Raw genomic sequence first — 17,631 nt, forward strand, 5'->3', positions numbered from 1 at the left:
AATTTCTGATTTTGTATTTTGGAGAAAATCAAACCCAAAGAACCGATGAAAAATAAATTTTCAATCCTAGCTCTTCTCACCTTTATAGCTTGTTTTTCCTATGCTGAAGCCCAACAGTTTCGGGCCTTGGTTTTTAGTAAAACGACAGGGTTCAGACACCAATCTGTTCCGAATGGAGTAGTCGCTATCCAAAACCTTGGAAAATCACATGTATTTGCGGTGCATGCCACTGAAGATGCCTCTTATTTCACGGATGAAAATCTGGAAAAATTTGATGTGGTTATCTTGTTGAGCACTACAGGAACAATTTTCAATGAAGAGCAAAAAGCTGCTTTTCAGCGATTTGTTCAAAGTGGAAAAGGAGTGGTAGGAATTCACGCTGCCACAGACACAGAATACGAATGGCCTTGGTATAATCGAATGATTGGAGCGTATTTCTTGGCGCATCCAAGGCAACAAACCTTACGCCTAGAAGTGGTAGACTCCAATCACCCTGCAACATGGCACCTTCCAAAAAATTGGCTTTGGACTGATGAATTGTATGAATTCAGAAATATTAATCCGGATATTAAAGTGCTTCTTAATGCAGATGAGTCTACCTATTCTCCTGCTAAACCGATGGGTGAAAAGCACCCTATGGCTTGGTATCATGAATTTGATGGAGGGAGGGTTTTTTATACCGCACTTGGGCATGTGGAATCCACGTATCAGGACCCTGATTTTTTGAAGCACCTCTATGGGGGGATTTGGTATGCGGCTACAGGTGAGCCTTTCAAATAATTTCAAGGCATAGTTTTGGAACTTATCCGTATTAAATGGGTTTTACCATAAAAAAAATTAAATCCCATGCTAAAAGCGCAATCTAGGCCTGTCCATTTATACATGGAGGCAAATCCAAATCCGAATTCTTTAAAGTTTGTGGCCAATTTTATGTTGGTGGATGACGGTTTGAGCTTTGACTATCCCTCAGCTGAAGAAGCGACGAACAGTCCTCTAGCGAAGGAATTGTTCAATTTTGCCGCTGTGGAGCGTGTATTTATTGCCTCAAATTTTGTGACTGTTACAAAAACTGAAGCAGTCGAATGGCCAGAGATTCAAACGATCATTCGAGATCATATTAAATCGTACTTGGAGGCAGGTAAAAAGCCGGTTCAGGCAGAATTTGATAAAGATCCTTTGTTTGATGAAAATGACTCTGAGATCGTCAAAAAAATCAAGGGAATTCTTGATGAATACATTCGACCTGCTGTTGAACAGGATGGAGGAGCGATTGTATTTCACTCTTTTCAAGATGGAGTTGTAAAGGTTTTGCTTCAAGGTTCTTGTTCAGGTTGTCCTTCTAGCACGATTACGTTGAAGGCAGGGATTCAAAACCTCCTTACCCGCATGCTTCCAGAAGTGAAGGAAGTCCAAGCGGAAGGTGTTTAATTATAGTAAATGGCGATAACAAAATGGGCTTGGGCACTGCTTGGAATAGTTTCCCTTATCATTCGTTGGGTGGCTTCCAAATTTCCTGAATGGGCCGAGCAGTATTATTCCCGAGGATTTTTCCTGTTTATTCGCCAGCTCGTAGATAAGACGCTGGGAAATTTACCTTTTCCTAGCGTCTTTTTATTTATCCTTTTGCTCGGGTTTTTATTCTTATTTTTTATCAGAAAATTGACTCGAATTCCAAAGGGAAAACCGAGATGGTTTTTTGGCATTCGGTCATTACTCAACTTTTCGGGAGCTTTGGTATTCTTCTTTTTAACCCTATGGGGATTTAATTACCAGCGTATTCCCATTATTCAACAATTAGGACTTCAGGTTCAGCCTTTGAACTTGGAAGAGCTGAAAAAAGAAATCAATTACAGTCATGAGCAATTAATTAGTATTCGGCAGCAGCTGCAGACCGATACCTCAGCTATCGAAGAGATTGTGGATTACTCGGTTTTGGAAAGAAATGTGAGAGAAAACCTCTTCCATAATCTTGGGCTGCTGGACTTGAAATATTCAGGAAACCCACGAACCCGAATGTTTCCTCCTCCCGGTTTTATGCGGAAAATGGGGATTCTGGGAATCTATTTTCCATTTACGGGAGAAAGTTATATCGACCCAACTTTGCATCCTTTGGAACAACCTTTTACTGTCGCACATGAAATGGCTCATAGCTTCGGTGTGACAGATGAAGGCGAAGCAAATTTTGTGGCTTGGGTGATTGGAACTCATTCTTCGGACCCTTTGCTCGAATACACCGCTTATTTGCGATTGTTTTTGTATCAGGTCCGAGACTATTATCGAATGGATCCAGAAGGATATCAGGGTTGGATTGAAAACCTGGACCGAGGAATTTTGAATGATATCCGCTCGATTCAAGAAAGGAATGCTCAATATCCTCCATTTTCAATCGAATTAAGCAGGAAGACCAACGATTTATTTTTGAAATCTCAGGGTGTCAAAGCCGGGGTTATGAGCTATCAAGAACTACCGATGTTGGTGTATGCTTGGAAACAAAAATTCGAAGGTTAATTGCTTGGGCGGTTAATCTTTTTTCGGTTTCCAACCCAAACTCCCAGGATCACCGCGGCAATTCCGATATAGTGGCCAAAGAGCAGTACTTCCCCATCCCAGACACCCCACAAGATGGCAACAATGGGAATCAGGTAGGTCACTGAGCTGGCGAAAACTGGACTTGCGGTCTTGACCATCATATTAAAAAGAATCAGTGCCAAGGCAGTTCCTACTATCCCTAGGATTGCCACATACCCCAAAGCTTGCCAAGCGCCGTCTACAGAAGAGAGTTTGTAGGCAAACTGGGTTCCGGCCATCAAATAAATGAGAGCTACAGGAAGAACCAATAGAAGGGAAATGGCAGTAATTTCTACAGGTCGAAGTGTCACAAACCTATATTTGATCAAATTGAGGTTAAATCCATAACAGGTACAGGCTAGGATCACAAAAAATGCGTAAGCGTTGATTTCACTGAATGCCCCAAAACCACTTCCTTCTTTCACCAAAACCAGAACGGTAACACCCATAAATGCAATAGCCAAACCAAGGGCATTTTGCCTTGTGATTTTGGATTTAAAAAAGATGGCTCCCACCAAAACCACGAAAAGTGGAGTGAGTGCATTTAAAACTCCCGTTAAAGAGCTGCTCAGTTGCGTTTGGGCCTTTGCAAAAAGAAAAGCAGGAATAAAACTTCCTACTAATCCTACCAAAATCAAGTTTTGAATCTGTACACTAGTCAGGCGCCGTACTCCTGGAAGCGAAATAGGCAATAAAAAACTGGCTGCCGCTACAATCCTAAACGCACCCAATTCACCTGGTGAAAAAACGGTCAAACCACGTTTGATTAGGATAAAGGAACTTCCCCATACCAAAGCCAAAACGATGAGAAATCCCCAGTTTTTTAACGTGTTTTCAGAAGAGTGATCGGACATGCGACGGATGATCTATTCTACCGCAAAAGAAGCAATTCCATTCCAGAATTGTTTGAGAAAATTGCAAGTTTGGGGCTAATAGTTTGAAATGGCCTAGAAAACATAATCTGCATATACTTCTCCCACTTTATCCAAAATCTCACAAACCTCCTCATAGCTTTCTGCGGTCACCATTTCGGTTCTGTAGGGCTTGAAATTTGGCATTCCTCTGAAATAATTGGTGTAATGTCGTCGCATTTCAAGGATTCCTAGTTTCTCACCCTTCCATTTGACGGAGAAATCTAGGTGCTTTTTGGCAACATTTAGACGCTCCACCAAGTCGGGTTGAGGTAGCTTTTCTCCAGTTTGGAGGTAATGCTTGATTTCATTAAAAATCCAAGGATATCCTATGGATGCACGGCCGATCATCATCCCATCCACATTATACTTGGCTTTGTATTCAGCAGCTTTTTCAGGAGAATCGATATCCCCATTTCCAAATACTGGAATGCTCAACCGCGGATTGTCTTTCACCTTATTGAGATAAGTCCAATCAGCTTCCCCTTTATACATTTGTTGTCTGGTGCGCGCATGGATGGAGATGGCCTGAATACCTACATCCTGAAGTCGCTCTGCCACTTCTACAATGCGGATGGTATCGTGGCTCCAGCCAAGACGGGTTTTTACGGTCACAGGTATACTCACAGCCTTGACAATTTCTTCAGTCATGGATACCATTTTATCAATATCCAAAAGAATTCCAGCTCCTGCACCTTTGCAAGCTACCTTATGAACAGGGCAGCCGTAATTAATATCCAGAATATCCGGTCCGGCAGCTTCGGCAATCGCCGCTGCTTCCCGCATGGACTCAATATCATTGCCAAAAATCTGAATCCCTATAGGTCGCTCATATTCAAAAATATCAAGCTTTTGAACGCTTTTTGCCGCATCACGAATCAGTCCCTCTGAGCTGATAAATTCCGTATACATCAAATCAGCACCATTTTCCTTGCAAACTGCACGGAATGGGGGATCGCTGACATCTTCCATCGGTGCCAGTAACAAGGGGAATTCTCCCAGCTCCAACTTTCCTATCTTTACCACTGCTTATTCTAAATTTGGCGTAAATTTACTGCCAATTATGGAGATTTACGAAACTCAACGAGAAATCGCCCAGCGGAAAAGCTGGCTCTTATCCCTGGTAGTCATAGTTTTAGTGTCTTTTGGCGTATTAATAGTCCTTCAGGGCATTGCTTTGGGATTGGTTCCTTATCTATTTGGGATTGAGCTTCCAGATATAATTTCACTTTTATCCGGTGATTTTTCGGTCCCAAATGGTCGGATGGCTTTATTTTTTATCCAAGGTTTGGGCTCAGGTATTGGCTTTATAGTGGCAGGCTATATCATTTCTAAGTGGATTGATAAAGCAGATCTTCATTGGGATGTACAATTGAAAAGGTCTCAAGGAAAGAAAATATTGGTTACCGTCTTTCTAACATTTGGTGCCATGCTTTTCAATGCCTTATTGGTCTATTGGAATGCCCAAATGGAACTGCCGTCGGCACTTTCAGGATTGGAAAGCTGGATGAAGGAAATGGAAAAGGACCTCATGGAAATGACCATATTCCTAACAGATTTTCAAAATACAACCGAATTATTGATGGGTATTTTGGTAATCGGAGTGTTTGCGGGTTTAGGTGAGGAGTTGTTTTTTAGGGGGGTGCTTCAGCCTAAAATGCATTTATATACAGGCTCTTACCATTGGGGTATTTGGTTGACGGCTGCGATATTTTCTGCGATCCACATGCAGTTCTATGGGTTTTTACCCCGTTTATTTTTAGGGGCTTTGTTTGGCTATCTTTATGTTTTTTCGGGCAGCTTGATCTATCCTATTTTAGCTCATATTTTCAATAATTCCTTTACCGTATTGATGGTTTATGCTGCTGGTCAGGGATGGATTGAGTTTGATTTGGAATCTACCGATACCGTTTCCTACCCCATGTCAATTCTAGGACTATTGGTTCTTTCGGCAGGAATCTATTATTTTAAAAAAACGAAGCCCTCCCAGCATGAAGGATTGGATCAAAGTATTTGAAAGCCCACAGCAAATTCGAGCTGAAATTGTCAAAGGTGTTTTGGAAGAAAACGAAATCCCTGCTGTGGTTTTGAACAAAAAAGAAACGGTTTATCAGGTGTTTGGTCTATATGAAGTTCATGTAAACCGTGCTGACGCTTTGAGAGCCACTACTCTGATCAATAATGAGATCTCGTTTTAATATCAATAATTATAGCAATCTGGGTCAGCGTGCCATCACTGCTCTAGTGGGTGCCGCCATAGTAATTTCATCAATTATCTATTCAGATTGGACTTATTTTTTGGTTTTTGCTTGTATTCTTGGCTTTTCTCAAATGGAATTTTACAAGCTGTGTGGCTTGGATGGAATGCTTCCTCTCAAGAGTTTTGGGACATTTTTGGGTCTGCTCATTTTCACACTTACCTTCATGATAGAAAAGGAGCAATTGCCCAATGAATATCTCTACCTTATTTTTCCCATTATTTCCTTGACGTTTTTCATCAAGCTCTATAAGAAAACCGATAAAAAACCTTTTACAGGAGTAGCATTTACCTATTTGGGCATTTTTTACGTTGCTGTGCCTTTTTCCCTATTGAATCTCGCTGTTTTTTCAGTTGAAAAAATTTACCATTTCGAGATTATCCTAGGTTGTTTGATGATTTTATGGGCGAGTGATACAGGTGCCTATTTTGCGGGAACCAAATTTGGAAAGACCAAGCTCTTTGAACGTGTTTCTCCGAAAAAATCGTGGGAAGGTTTTCTTGGAGGAGCCTTTTCAGCCATTGCGGTAGCGTTTTTATTGGCCCGATATTTTCAGACTATTCAGGACTGGAAGTGGTTAGTCATTGCTGGGATTATCATTATTGCCGGGACCTATGGAGATTTGATCGAATCCTTGTTCAAACGATCGATTGAAATCAAGGATTCAGGTCATGGATTGCCGGGTCATGGTGGATTTATGGATCGCTTTGATGGATTGTTGCTTTCTGCTCCATTTATTACGGCCTTTTTGAAAATCTTCTGATCCTTCGGCAGGGCTAATCTGAAAAACTACGTAATATTGTATTGCATTTCACTACTCTAATTTAAACCCAATATGGCTTACATTGAACCAGCTCCAATTAAGGATAGAGAGAATCCTCTGGAGTCAATGATGGAAAGATTCAATATCGCAGCTGAAAAGCTCGGTCTTTCCGAGGAAGTTTACAATGTCTTAAAAAATCCCGCCCGCCAAGTAATTGTTTCCTTGCCCATTACGATGGACAATGGTAAAATTCAGGTTTTCGAAGGAATTCGAGTGGTTCACTCGAATATTTTGGGACCTGCAAAAGGGGGTATTCGATTCGCTCCGGATGTTCATTTGGACGAAGTGAAGGCTCTTGCTGCCTGGATGACCTGGAAGTGTGCGGTAGTAGATATTCCTTATGGAGGTGGTAAGGGAGGAGTGCGATGCAATCCTCGCGAAATGTCCAAAGGTGAAATAGAACGTCTGATGCGGGCCTACACCATGGCCATGATTGATGTATTTGGTCCGGATAAGGATATTCCTGCACCCGATATGGGCACTGGCCCTCGAGAGATGGCTTGGTTGATGGATGAATATTCCAAAGCGCATGGGATGACTGTTAACTCCGTAGTAACCGGGAAACCACTGGTTTTGGGAGGTTCTCTCGGTCGTACAGAGGCTACAGGACGAGGAGTGATGGTTTCTGCATTGGCGGCAATGCAAAAATTGAAAATCAATCCATTCCAAGCGACCTGTGCAGTTCAAGGTTTTGGAAACGTGGGTTCTTGGGCCGCTCGATTGTTAGAAGAAAGAGGATTGAAGGTTGTTGCAATTTCAGACCATACAGGAGCTTTTTATGATCCAAATGGGATTGATATTGTGAAAGCAATTGAGTTCCGCGATGCAAACGGTGGACACTTGGAAGGCTTTAAAGAAGCGGATAAAATGGACGATCCTATGGATCTTCTTACCTTGGATGTGGATGTATTGGTTCCAGCAGCCGTTGAGGATGTGATCACTGCGAAAAATGTGGATCAAATCAAGGCTAAATTGATTGTTGAAGGTGCAAACGGACCAACTTCTGCAAAAGCAGATGCCATCATCAATGAAAAAGGGATCATGGCAGTTCCTGATATTTTGGCAAATGCTGGCGGGGTTACCGTTTCTTATTTTGAATGGGTTCAAAACCGTCTAGGTTATAAATGGACTGCTGACAGGGTAAACCGTCGCTCTGACCGAATCATGAAGGACGCCTTTGAGCATGTCTACGAAGCATCCAAGAAATACGATGTTCCCATGCGAATCGCTGCCTATATCGTAGCGATTGACAAGGTGGCTAAGACTTATACCTTCCGTGGAGGATATTAAAAAATCAAAGTAAAGTTAGAATCATGTATCTTTATGGCGCAGGTTTACCTGCGCCATTTATTTTAAGGAACTATGACTATACATCGGGAAGGACGTGTACTCTTGTTTTGGCTGATGATCATTTTGGTTGCCGGCAATTACCTTCTTTATTATTTCTACCCGGACGCTCGTTTTTGGCTGAATGTAAGTATGCTGGTAAGTATCGTGTTTTACTTGCTGATCTTGCAGTTTTTCAGAAATCCCATTTTCCCCCTCCCTAATGAAGAGGGAGTGGTTTTTGCACCAGCAGATGGAAAAGTAGTGGTGATTGAAGAAGCAAATGAATCTGAATATTTGAAGGAGAAGCGAATTCAGGTTTCCATTTTTATGTCACCATTAAATGTCCATGTTAACCGATCTCCTATCAAAGGAATCGTGGAGTTTTTTAGGTACCATCCCGGAAAATATTTAGTCGCTTGGCATCCTAAATCCAGTACTGAGAATGAGCGAACGACGATGGTTCTCCGCACAGAATCAGGTACTAAAATTTTGGTGCGTCAAATCGCTGGCGCCTTAGCTCGTCGGATCAAATGGTATGTCAAAGAAGGAGATGCTCTACCTCAGGGTGGGGAATTCGGCTTTATCAAATTCGGTTCCCGAGTGGATGTTTTCTTGCCTTTAGATACTGAAATTTTGGTGTCGTTAGAGCAAAAAACAAAAGGGGGACGAACGCCGATTGCCCGCTTAAAATCATAAAAAAAGGCAGATTTTACTCTGCCTTTTTCCATGCTCTTGTCATTTCTTTTTTTCCGGGAGGTCCTGGTGGTGTTTCAACTTCCAAACCTAAATTATTCAAATCTCGCTTGAGTTGTCCTTTGGCACTGTAAGTGGTAAAAACAGCTCCAGGCCGCATACTATTCACTACTTTCTCAAGCATATCTTTCTCCCAAAGTTCAGGTTGTTTGCTTGGGGCAAACGCATCGAAAAAGACTACATCTGTGGGATAAAGTTGGGCCTCTTCAAGCGTCACCTGATCTTTTTTAAAATTAAAGTACTCCGAAATAGGGCCGCCTTCATTCCAGGGGGCTTGATGAAGCGCTTCAAAATATTTATGATAGTGCCAAATTGCATCGTTTTGGTGAATGAAATTCAGCTGGGAATAAATTTCTTTCGATAGTGGGAAAGGCTCTATGGTGTGGTAAAGGACAGGGATTTGATACTGCTCAGCCCATACTAAAGTCAACCAGGCATTTAATCCAGTCCCGAACCCTACTTCAAAAATTCGAATGGGATATTTTTTTGGATTCATGGCTACCCAAGAATCCAGACCATAAATCATAAATACATGCAGTGACTCTCGATAAGCCCCATGAAAGCTATGGTATGTTTCTTTCAGTTCTTCGTGGTACAAAGAATGGGAGCCATCCTCTGTCGTGATGATTTTTATTTTCTCACTCATACCTCATAAATCAATGCCACACAATAGGCAGAAACTCCTTCCTCCCGGCCAACAAAACCCAACCATTCGGTGGTGGTAGCTTTAATGGAAATGTCTCCCTCGTTCACAGCCATTACTTCAGAAAGGCAGGTTTTCATAGCCGGAATATGTGGGTTGATTTTAGGATTTTGAAGGCAAATCGTCATGTCCAAGTTGCCAATCTCATAACCAGCTTCCCGAAGGAGTTTCAAAACTTCTTTTAGAAGAATTTTGCTGTCAATTCCTTTGTATTTGGGGTCCTTGTCAGAAAAATGGTAACCGATGTCTCGTAGGTTAGCTGCACCAAGTAAGGCGTCGCAAATAACATGGATCAAAACATCAGCATCGGAGTGGCCTACCGCTCCTTTGGTATGCGGGATTTTAATTCCACCCAACCAAAAATCTTGGTCTTCTTTTAATTGATGGACATCATAGCCAAATCCTACTCGAAATTTGCTCATTTTTTTGTCGATTGATAATGTAAAACTGTGGACTTTTCAGGTTTAATCAAAGCATGAGCCCAGTCCATAATTTGGTTGGCTGATAGGGAAGATTTCTTTTCAAACTCTTCCCAATACAAGTCCGGATGGCCCAAATTAGCATAAAAGGCAAGGTTCATGACCCGATTAATCAATTGAATGGATTCGTAGGTTTTCATGGCCTCTCCTTGATTTTTGACTTTTTGAAGTGTCAATTCATCAACTCCTTTTTCAAGAAACTGGTTTAAGAATTCATCGAGTTTAGCCTCGGCATCTTGACTACTGATTCCTGCTTCCATTTTTCCAGAAAAAATCAGTAATCCCGGATCTAAACTCCCTAAAATATAGGCCCCACCTGAGGCAAATTCTTTTCCCCCTCGAACCAACTGTTGTTCGATCGGAGATGATTTTCCAAAACCAAGGATATCTGTAATCAGATCAGCTTCCAAGTATCCCGGTTTTCCTTTTCCAGGCATTTTAAAAGTTTTGTACAAAATATCTGTAGGAACAGCTGCCTGATGGAATTTTTCTCGTCTTTCAATCTGCTCTGGTTCTTGAGAAATAGAATCTTGTGGTTTGGAGGCCGGAGGAATAGAGCCAAACCATTTTTCGGCCAATTTCAGAACTTCTTTTGCTGACACATCTCCCCCTACCACTAGAATAGCATGATTGGGGGCATAATTTTTTTTGTAAAATCCCCATACATCTTCCTCAGAATACCCTTCGATGTCCACAGGGCTTGCTCCAATGGTAGGCCACCGATAGGGATGTTCCATAAATGCCAATGGTCGTAATAAATGCCAGGCATCACCATAGGGTTGATTGAGATACCGCTGCTTGAATTCCTCCAACACAACCTTCCGTTGTGTTTCGATGGTTTTTTCTACGAGTGTGAGGTGCAGCATTCGATCCGATTCCAACCAAAAAGCTGTTTCCAAATTGCTTACCGGAAGAGTCATGTAATAATTGGTGATGTCTGGGCTTGTGAAAGCATTACAATTACCACCAACTCGCTCCAAGGCTCGATCAAAAACGGGTACATTTTGGGAGCTTCCAAACATCAAATGTTCGAAAAAATGGGCCAAGCCTGTTTTTCCCGAATGTTCATTTCGAGACCCTACTTTATAAAGTAAATTGAAAACGGCAATTTTGGAATGAGGGTCTGGATGGATGATCACCTCAAGCCCATTGTCAAGAAAATGTCTTTCGTAGGGAAATTTCATCGGGAAGCAAAACTACACTTTTTGAATTTGACTGAACCTATCAAATAAACCAATTTTGGACAAATAGTTCTTCCCCACAGTTGGTGAAAGAAACCGTCCGTCTATGTAAGAGTGTGGGTATTTTCCCAAAAAAACCGAACTTTGGCTACATATCAGTAGTTTGTCAAGCGAAATCCATCATCATAGCCCCATGAAGCATCACTGTATTGACCTGAAAGGTACCGGACAATTCTCTGACTTTTTTTTGGATTACCTGGAGGGGAAAGCTGCTTTACGACCATTTTATGCGCATCTCCCGAAAATTGAAAGTTTTCAAAAAGCAATAGAAGAAAAAACGTTTTCAGATACTCATCGCGAAACGTTGATTGCAAGCTTACGCGCTCAATATGATGGAGTGGATCTTTTCGAGGAAGAAGAGGCTTCTCTACAAAAATTAGCTTTTTCCAAAACGTTCACAGTTACTACAGGTCATCAATTAAACCTTTATACAGGGCCACTTTATTTTATTTATAAGATCGTTTCTACGATTCGGTTAGCTGAGGAGTTGAAAAAAGCCTATCCAGCCTATGATTTTGTTCCAATTTATTGGATGGCGACAGAAGACCATGATTTTGATGAGATCAACTATTTCAAACTGGATGGGAAAAAGTATGAATGGAACTCTGATCAAAAGGGAGCTGTAGGCAATTTTGAATTGGATTATAGTTTCCGTGAGTTTGAAAAATCGATTCCTTTCGTAGCTGAAGTGTTTAAATCAGCCTATGGGAATGCAAAAACCTTAAAGGAAGCGGTTCTAAATTATGTCCATGAATTGTTTGGGAAAAAGGGGTTATTGGTTGTGGATGCACAATCGCCTTCTCTGAAAGGGCTATTTAGAGAAGTCATGTTTGAAGATGTCTTTTCCCATACACCACATAAAGAAGTTGTCTTAAAAACAGAATCCCTAGAGTCTCTAGGGTATTCAGGTCAGATTTTCCCGCGAGAGATCAATTTCTTTTACATGGATCATGGGATTCGGGAACGGATTGAGCAGCAAGGCGAGGAATATGTCGTGTTGAATTCAGACTTGCGTTTTACCCGCTCAGAATTGGAAAAAATAATTGAAGAACATCCGGAACGATTGAGTCCAAATGTGGTCTTACGTCCTTTATATCAAGAGACAATTCTGCCAAACCTTGCTTATTTGGGAGGACCCGCGGAGGTGGTGTATTGGTTGCAACTGAAAGGGGTTTTTGATCACTTCGATGTTCCTTTTCCGATTTTATTGCCACGAAATTTCGCCTTGGTATTAGAGCCTCTGATCGTTCAGAAAATGGAAGAATTAGGATGGTCTGTTTCTGATTTATTCCGGGATTTTGACGATTGGAAAAAGAAATTTGTAGCCCAGGAAGCATCAGTGGAATTTGAATGTTCGAAAGAGCGGATTGATTTGGCTGCTATTTTTGATAACAAGGGGAAGGAGGCCGAAAAGCTTGAAAAAAGTCTTGGAGAATCTTTTGAGGCTGCAAAAGTTCGTGCACTTAAAATTCTCGATCAGATGGGAGCAAAAGTTCGAAAAGCTGAAGAAAGAAGGCTTCAAGTTCAAATTGATCGCGCGAAGGCAATTTTTGATTATATCCAACCTGGGGGAAGTCCACAGGAGCGGGTAGTCAACATGATGCAATTTTATCTTGCTGATCCATCGTTTATAGAGAAACTTTACGCTGTGTTTGATCCTTTGGATTTTTGCATGAATGTCATTGAGGCATGATCTCCGAAAAATCAGAAATCAGGAAGAAATACAAGCAAAAAAGAGCAAGTCTTTCTGCTTCGGAAAAAGAAGATAGGTCCCAAGCTATTTTTAATAAATTGGTCCAATGGCTGGAAAATTGGAATAGCTCCAAGCGAGTTCACATGTATTTTCCAATCCAAAAACAGGGAGAGGTTAATACCTACCCCATTTTGCACTGGTTTTGGGAGCAGGGTTGGGAAGTATATGGTTCAGTTGTAGATCGAGAGTCGGATAAAATGTTCACGGTCCGCATTCCCAAGGGGATGGAATTCGTGGAGGATAAGTGGGGAATTCCTGTTCCTCAACCCATTGATAAGGCTATTCAAGCTTCTTTTGATTTAATTTTGGTTCCGCTACTGGCATTTGATCAGGAAGGGTGGAGGATTGGTTTCGGGAAAGGTTATTATGATCAATTCCTCGCAGCCCTAGAGTTTGAGCCCGTGAAAGTGGGTTTGAGTTTTTTCGATTCGGAAGAATTATTGCCCAGAGAACCTCATGATATTCCTTTGAATTTTTGCATTACTCCTGAAAAAGTCATTAGATTTTGATTCAAATAATTAGTTATGAAAAAAGCATTGTTTCTTTTTTTCTTTTTCGGAATCCTCTCTTTTGCTTCTAGGGCACAAGTTGGAGCTTATAATACGATGGTTGGAGTGACCGGTGGAACCAATGTGGGTGGAACGGTCAAGCAATTCATTTCTGAAACGGGAGCTGTTGATTTGCTTGTGTACAATCGCTGGAAAGGCTGGGTCGGGGCTTTGCTATATGAGTATCATTGGGATGTTCGAGAATTTGAGGGATTAGAATGGTATGTAGGGGCAGGAGCTCATTATGGGATATGGAAAGATGGCAAGGGAGAGCCACCTTGGGTGTATAAAATTGATCAGGATTATAAGGTGTTTGGAGTAGATGCGATTGTAGGAATAGAGTACAATATCAACCATAGTAATTTCTATGTTGGATTGTATTGGAAGCCAGCGTATAACTTCGAAGAGTTTACCAAACTCTGGGAAGATGAAGCAGCCGTTACCTTAAGGTATTCATTTTAAAATTTCTGATATCTCCAAAAAAAAGAACCTGATTTTATTGATTTTTCAAAAAATCGAGGGCAAGGCTGATTTTTTTGACCCTAGTCAATTAAAAAAATGAATTTTTGGAAAGAGTATTTTCATAATAAAATAAGATTCAAAATATTATTTTATTATAAAATGAATTTATAATAATTAATTTTTTAAAAGTAGCACATGACAAAAATCAGCCACTTTATTTTCTATTTTTTCGATTAAAAATTTTTTGCTTGGATTTTAAAGAAAGTGAAATAACCAAATTTTGTTTTGCTGATTTTAAAATATCTAAATCAAACAGTTAATATTTCTTAAATGGCTGTAGAAAGCCAAATAATCATTTTTTAACACCATTCACACAAAATTTTCACCGTTTATTTCCAATTTTTCCGATTAAATTGACTTATTCAAATAATTCATTTGAAAAATATATGATTTAAAATTAAAATAGTAATAAAATAAGAAAAAGTAGATTTTAAATAATAATAAAATGAAGGTTTTCTGATTTTGAATTTCCACAGAAAGGAATTTTCTTTACGCATCAACTAAACTAAAATACCTTATGAGAAAAGCTTTACTCTTTGTTGTTGCGCTTTTCACCATGATGCTCAGTTATGAAGTATCGGCGCAACAGCGGGTAATTACCGGACAGGTAATTTCCGACGAAGATGGCCTTGGCTTGCCAGGTGCTACCGTTCTCGTGAAGGGTACAACTGTAGGTACTACCACCGATTTGGATGGTAATTACTCTATTAGTGTCCCTGAAGGCGGTGAGATCCTGATTTTCTCTTTCGTTGGTCTAGAGACCAAAGAGGAAGTCATCGGCAACCGGACCGTGATCAACGTGACCCTGACGACTGACGCAGCCCAGCTATCCGAGGTGGTAGTTACTGCGATCGGTATCGAAAGGGAGAAAAAAGCCTTGGGTTATGCAGTTACCTCCGTAGGTAACGAGCAACTCGAAAACCGTCCTGAGCAAGACGTAGCCCGCGTATTGCAAGGAAAAGTACCAGGTGTGAACATTACTTCCACCAACGGTATGTCAGGTTCTGGTACCAACATGGTAATCCGTGGTTATTCTTCTGCGACTGGTTCTAACCAGCCATTGTTCGTAGTAGATGGTGTTCCTTTCAACACTAGCACAAACAACCAAAACGGATTTACTACTGGTGGTGCAACCACTTCTTCCCGATTCTTGGATATTGATCCTAACAACATCGAGTCTATCTCCGTGTTGAAAGGTCTTTCCGCAACTGTACTTTACGGTGATCAGGGACGAAATGGTGTAATTTTGATTACAACAAAATCTGGAGCTTCTAAGCGTAAAGCTGCTGAGGTAACGATCAACCAATCCATCTTTACCAATGAGGCGGCTTCCTTGCCAACTTATGGTACTACTTATGGTAACGGTTTCCAGCAAGCGCCAGGATTCTTCTTCTCCAACTTTGGACCAAGATTGGATGAAGGTAGAACTGTAAATCACCCATATGCTACTTCTTCTGTTCAAAAGGTTCGAGAAGCATTTCCGGAGTTTTGGGTAGATGGTATTGTAGGTGGTACTCCAGTTCAGTACGAGTATAAGTCTTATGCAGATCCTTCTGAAATTTTCTTCAGAACTGGCTTAATTTCTAATACTTCGGTACAAATTGCTGGTGGTTCTGATCGAACAGGATTTAATGCCAGCTTTGGCTACACTGACGAAGCGGGTTTTACGCCAGGTAACAACTTGAAGAAATACAACTTCGGCCTAGGTATTAACTCTTCTGTTAATGACAAGCTTTCTGTGAAGTCTTCCTTCACTTTCGCAATCACTGATTTGGAGTCTCCTCCAGTGAACGCAGCCTTCGGTTCAGGACCTTCCGGTGGTATTCCTTCAGTATTTGCCCACGTATTGTATACACCACGTTCTGTGGATTTGGGAGGTCTTCCATTTGAAAATCCAATTGACAGAAGTTCTGTTTACTATCGAGGTGGTAATGATATCGTGAACCCTAACTGGTTGGTGAAATACTATCAGAATACTTCTGACGTACAACGTTTCTTCAACTCTACTTCTTTGATTTACGATATCAATGACGATTTCTCTGTTACGTATCGTATCGGTTTGGATACTTACTCTGAATTGCAAGAATTGAGATACAACAGAGGTGGACCTTCTGCTTCTTTGGCAACTACTTCTGGTTACTACAGATCTGTAAACGTTCAGAATACTATTTGGAACCAAGATTTGATCATCAACTGGAAGAAGCAATTCTCTGATAAGTTTGGAATGAGTGCTTTGATCGGTGGTAACTCTCGTTATGACACTTATGCTCAAAACGGTGTAGCTTCTCAAGGTCAGTTGGCATTCGGATTGTTCCGTCACTCCAACTTCACCAACTCATCATCTAATGATGCTTACAGCGGTGGTAACTTAAACTACACTCAGGAAGAAAGAAGAATGGGGGTTTACGCTAACGTAACCTTGGATTACTCCAACTACCTATATTTCAACCTTTCTGCTCGTAATGACTGGACTTCTACAGTAGAGCCTGAGAATAGAAGAATCTTGTATCCTGGTGCTTCCGTTTCCTTCATTCCAAGTACTGCTTTCAACTGGAATAGCAGCGTAGTAAATGATTTGAAATTGCGTTTAGGATATGGTACTTCTGCAGGTTTCCCTGCTCCATATAGAACAAGAAACGTATTGGTTCAAAGTGCGCGAGCATTTGACCGTGACGGATCTGTTACACAGACTCACTCGGTATCCAATACCTTGGGTAACCCTAACTTGAAGCCTGAGCTTCATGAAGAAACTGAATTCGGTGTGGAAGGTGTGATGTTCAACAACAAATTGAGATTCGATCTCTCTTTGTATCAGAAAAACACCAGAGACTTGATTACACAGTCTCCGATTGACCCATCAACTGGATTTACTTCAACTGCTATCAACATTGGTAAAATCAGAACTCGTGGTATCGAATTCCAAGCTACAGTAACTCCGGTTTCTACAGCTTCAGGATTTGAATGGAACTCTACGATCAACTGGGGTATGTATCGCTCTGTAACAGTTGAATTGGGAGCTGGTCTTGACGAAATCGTAGTAGCAGGTTTTACAACCTTGGGTAACTTCGCTATTCCTGGTGAACCGTTCAACGTAATCAAGGGTATCGGATTCGAAAGAGATGAGCAAACTGGTCAGCCAATTGTACTTTCCAATGGTATCTACAAGCCAGCTGCTGATCTTCAAGTCTTGGGTGATCCTAACCCACGATGGAATGGATCTTGGATTAACTCCTTCTCTTACAAAGGATTCACTTTGAATGCGATGTTGGAGTATCGTCACAAAGGTGCGGTGTTCTCAAATACTGTAACTGCAACGCTAGCTCGTGGTGTGACCAAAGACCCAGTTGTTGATCGTGAATTTGCTTTCATCATGCCAGGTGTGAAAGAAGACGGAACTCCTAATGATATTATGATTACCGCTTCTGATTACTTCTTCTCTGGATATCAAGGAGCTACTGATGAACCAAACGTATTTGATGGTTCTATGGTCAGATTGAGAGAACTTTCTTTGGGATATGAGTTGCCTTCTACTTTGATGGCTAAGACTCCATTCAAGAGAGCTTCTATCGCCTTGAGTGGTACTAACCTTTGGTTCCTAGCCTTGAACTTCCCACCAAACATGAATTATGATGTGGACGTGTTGGGTACAGGTGTAGGTAACGGTTTGGGCTTTGACTTTGTAACAGGTCCTAGCTCTAGAAGATTCGGTGGAACTGTAACCCTTACATTCTAATCGCAAACAG

Annotated in this window: 17 protein-coding genes; 12 read left to right on the forward strand and 5 right to left on the reverse strand. The window is 41.2% G+C overall.

All coding sequences use genetic code 11. From position 1 onward, the window contains the following. The first annotated feature begins 45 nt into the window (after positions 1–45). The 3 genes from HWE15_RS11270 (at position 46) to HWE15_RS11280 (ending at position 2,508) form a co-directional block, all read left to right on the forward strand. On the forward strand, positions 46–780 hold the full coding sequence (locus HWE15_RS11270; RefSeq protein ID WP_290507637.1) for a ThuA domain-containing protein: 735 nt from the start codon (positions 46–48) through the stop codon (positions 778–780). Between the two features lie 66 nt (positions 781–846). After that, positions 847–1,428, forward strand: coding sequence for a NifU family protein (locus HWE15_RS11275; protein WP_290507638.1), 582 nt, complete (start codon positions 847–849; stop codon positions 1,426–1,428). 9 nt (positions 1,429–1,437) lie between these two features. Further along, the gene (locus HWE15_RS11280; RefSeq protein WP_290507639.1) at positions 1,438–2,508 is read left to right on the forward strand and encodes a DUF3810 domain-containing protein; all 1,071 of its coding nucleotides are present in this window, start codon (positions 1,438–1,440) and stop codon (positions 2,506–2,508) included. Here HWE15_RS11280 and HWE15_RS11285 read toward each other — a convergent pair. Together HWE15_RS11285 and dusB are read right to left on the reverse strand one after the other, a co-directional pair. Then, the gene (locus HWE15_RS11285) at positions 2,505–3,422 is read right to left on the reverse strand and encodes a DMT family transporter (RefSeq protein ID WP_290507640.1); all 918 of its coding nucleotides are present in this window, start codon (positions 3,420–3,422) and stop codon (positions 2,505–2,507) included. The genes HWE15_RS11280 and HWE15_RS11285 overlap by 4 nt on opposite strands. A 93-nt stretch (positions 3,423–3,515) precedes the next feature. Next, positions 3,516–4,505 (reverse strand): tRNA dihydrouridine synthase DusB, encoded by a 990-nt coding sequence (gene dusB / locus HWE15_RS11290; RefSeq protein WP_290507641.1) that lies wholly within the window; start codon positions 4,503–4,505, stop codon positions 3,516–3,518. Positions 4,506–4,542: 37 nt separating this feature from the next. Here dusB and HWE15_RS11295 point away from each other — a divergent pair, with 37 nt between their 5' ends. The 5 genes from HWE15_RS11295 (at position 4,543) to HWE15_RS11315 (ending at position 8,585) form a co-directional block, all read left to right on the forward strand. After that, entirely contained in the window at positions 4,543–5,496 is a 954-nt protein-coding gene (locus HWE15_RS11295) for a CPBP family intramembrane glutamic endopeptidase (protein ID WP_290507642.1), read from the forward strand. After that, positions 5,471–5,677 carry a DUF2007 domain-containing protein gene (locus HWE15_RS11300; RefSeq protein WP_290507643.1) on the forward strand — a complete coding sequence of 69 codons (207 nt, stop codon included), beginning with the start codon at positions 5,471–5,473 and terminating at the stop codon, positions 5,675–5,677. Before HWE15_RS11295 ends, HWE15_RS11300 begins: the two co-directional genes overlap by 26 nt. Beyond that, positions 5,661–6,500 (forward strand): phosphatidate cytidylyltransferase, encoded by an 840-nt coding sequence (locus HWE15_RS11305; protein ID WP_290507644.1) that lies wholly within the window; start codon positions 5,661–5,663, stop codon positions 6,498–6,500. The genes HWE15_RS11300 and HWE15_RS11305 overlap by 17 nt, the downstream gene beginning before the upstream one ends. 72 nt (positions 6,501–6,572) lie before the next feature. Further along, a complete protein-coding gene (locus HWE15_RS11310) occupies positions 6,573–7,850 on the forward strand; it encodes a Glu/Leu/Phe/Val dehydrogenase (protein ID WP_290507645.1) in 1,278 nt (425 codons plus the stop codon). A gap of 72 nt (positions 7,851–7,922) precedes the next feature. Further along, positions 7,923–8,585 (forward strand): phosphatidylserine decarboxylase family protein, encoded by a 663-nt coding sequence (locus HWE15_RS11315; protein ID WP_290507646.1) that lies wholly within the window; start codon positions 7,923–7,925, stop codon positions 8,583–8,585. Between the two features lie 13 nt (positions 8,586–8,598). On the opposite strand, the gene mnmD is transcribed toward HWE15_RS11315, so the two are convergent. The 3 genes from mnmD to HWE15_RS11330 are packed head-to-tail and all read right to left on the reverse strand — an operon-like array spanning position 8,599 to position 11,008. Continuing rightward, positions 8,599–9,288, reverse strand: a complete 690-nt coding sequence (gene mnmD / locus HWE15_RS11320; RefSeq protein WP_290507647.1) for a tRNA (5-methylaminomethyl-2-thiouridine)(34)-methyltransferase MnmD — start codon at positions 9,286–9,288, stop codon at positions 8,599–8,601. Continuing rightward, on the reverse strand, positions 9,285–9,767 hold the full coding sequence (ispF, locus tag HWE15_RS11325) for a 2-C-methyl-D-erythritol 2,4-cyclodiphosphate synthase (RefSeq protein WP_290507648.1): 483 nt from the start codon (positions 9,765–9,767) through the stop codon (positions 9,285–9,287). The genes mnmD and ispF overlap by 4 nt, the downstream gene beginning before the upstream one ends. After that, positions 9,764–11,008 (reverse strand): pitrilysin family protein, encoded by a 1,245-nt coding sequence (locus tag HWE15_RS11330; protein ID WP_290507649.1) that lies wholly within the window; start codon positions 11,006–11,008, stop codon positions 9,764–9,766. The genes ispF and HWE15_RS11330 overlap by 4 nt, the downstream gene beginning before the upstream one ends. A 190-nt stretch (positions 11,009–11,198) precedes the next feature. Here HWE15_RS11330 and bshC point away from each other — a divergent pair, with 190 nt between their 5' ends. The 4 genes from bshC to HWE15_RS11350 all read left to right on the forward strand — a co-directional run bounded on the left by bshC (position 11,199) and on the right by HWE15_RS11350 (position 17,621). After that, positions 11,199–12,758: a bacillithiol biosynthesis cysteine-adding enzyme BshC gene (gene bshC / locus HWE15_RS11335; RefSeq protein WP_290507650.1), complete on the forward strand. Its 1,560-nt coding sequence runs from the start codon at positions 11,199–11,201 to the stop codon at positions 12,756–12,758. Further along, positions 12,755–13,327 (forward strand): 5-formyltetrahydrofolate cyclo-ligase, encoded by a 573-nt coding sequence (locus HWE15_RS11340; protein WP_290507651.1) that lies wholly within the window; start codon positions 12,755–12,757, stop codon positions 13,325–13,327. Before bshC ends, HWE15_RS11340 begins: the two co-directional genes overlap by 4 nt. 15 nt (positions 13,328–13,342) lie before the next feature. Beyond that, the gene (locus tag HWE15_RS11345) at positions 13,343–13,828 is read left to right on the forward strand and encodes a hypothetical protein (RefSeq protein WP_290507652.1); all 486 of its coding nucleotides are present in this window, start codon (positions 13,343–13,345) and stop codon (positions 13,826–13,828) included. Positions 13,829–14,405: 577 nt separating this feature from the next. Further along, positions 14,406–17,621, forward strand: a complete 3,216-nt coding sequence (locus HWE15_RS11350) for a SusC/RagA family TonB-linked outer membrane protein (protein WP_290507653.1) — start codon at positions 14,406–14,408, stop codon at positions 17,619–17,621. The last annotated feature ends 10 nt before the right edge of the window (positions 17,622–17,631 follow it).

Source organism: Algoriphagus sp. (assembly GCF_013373065.1).
GTDB lineage: Bacteria > Bacteroidota > Bacteroidia > Cytophagales > Cyclobacteriaceae > Algoriphagus.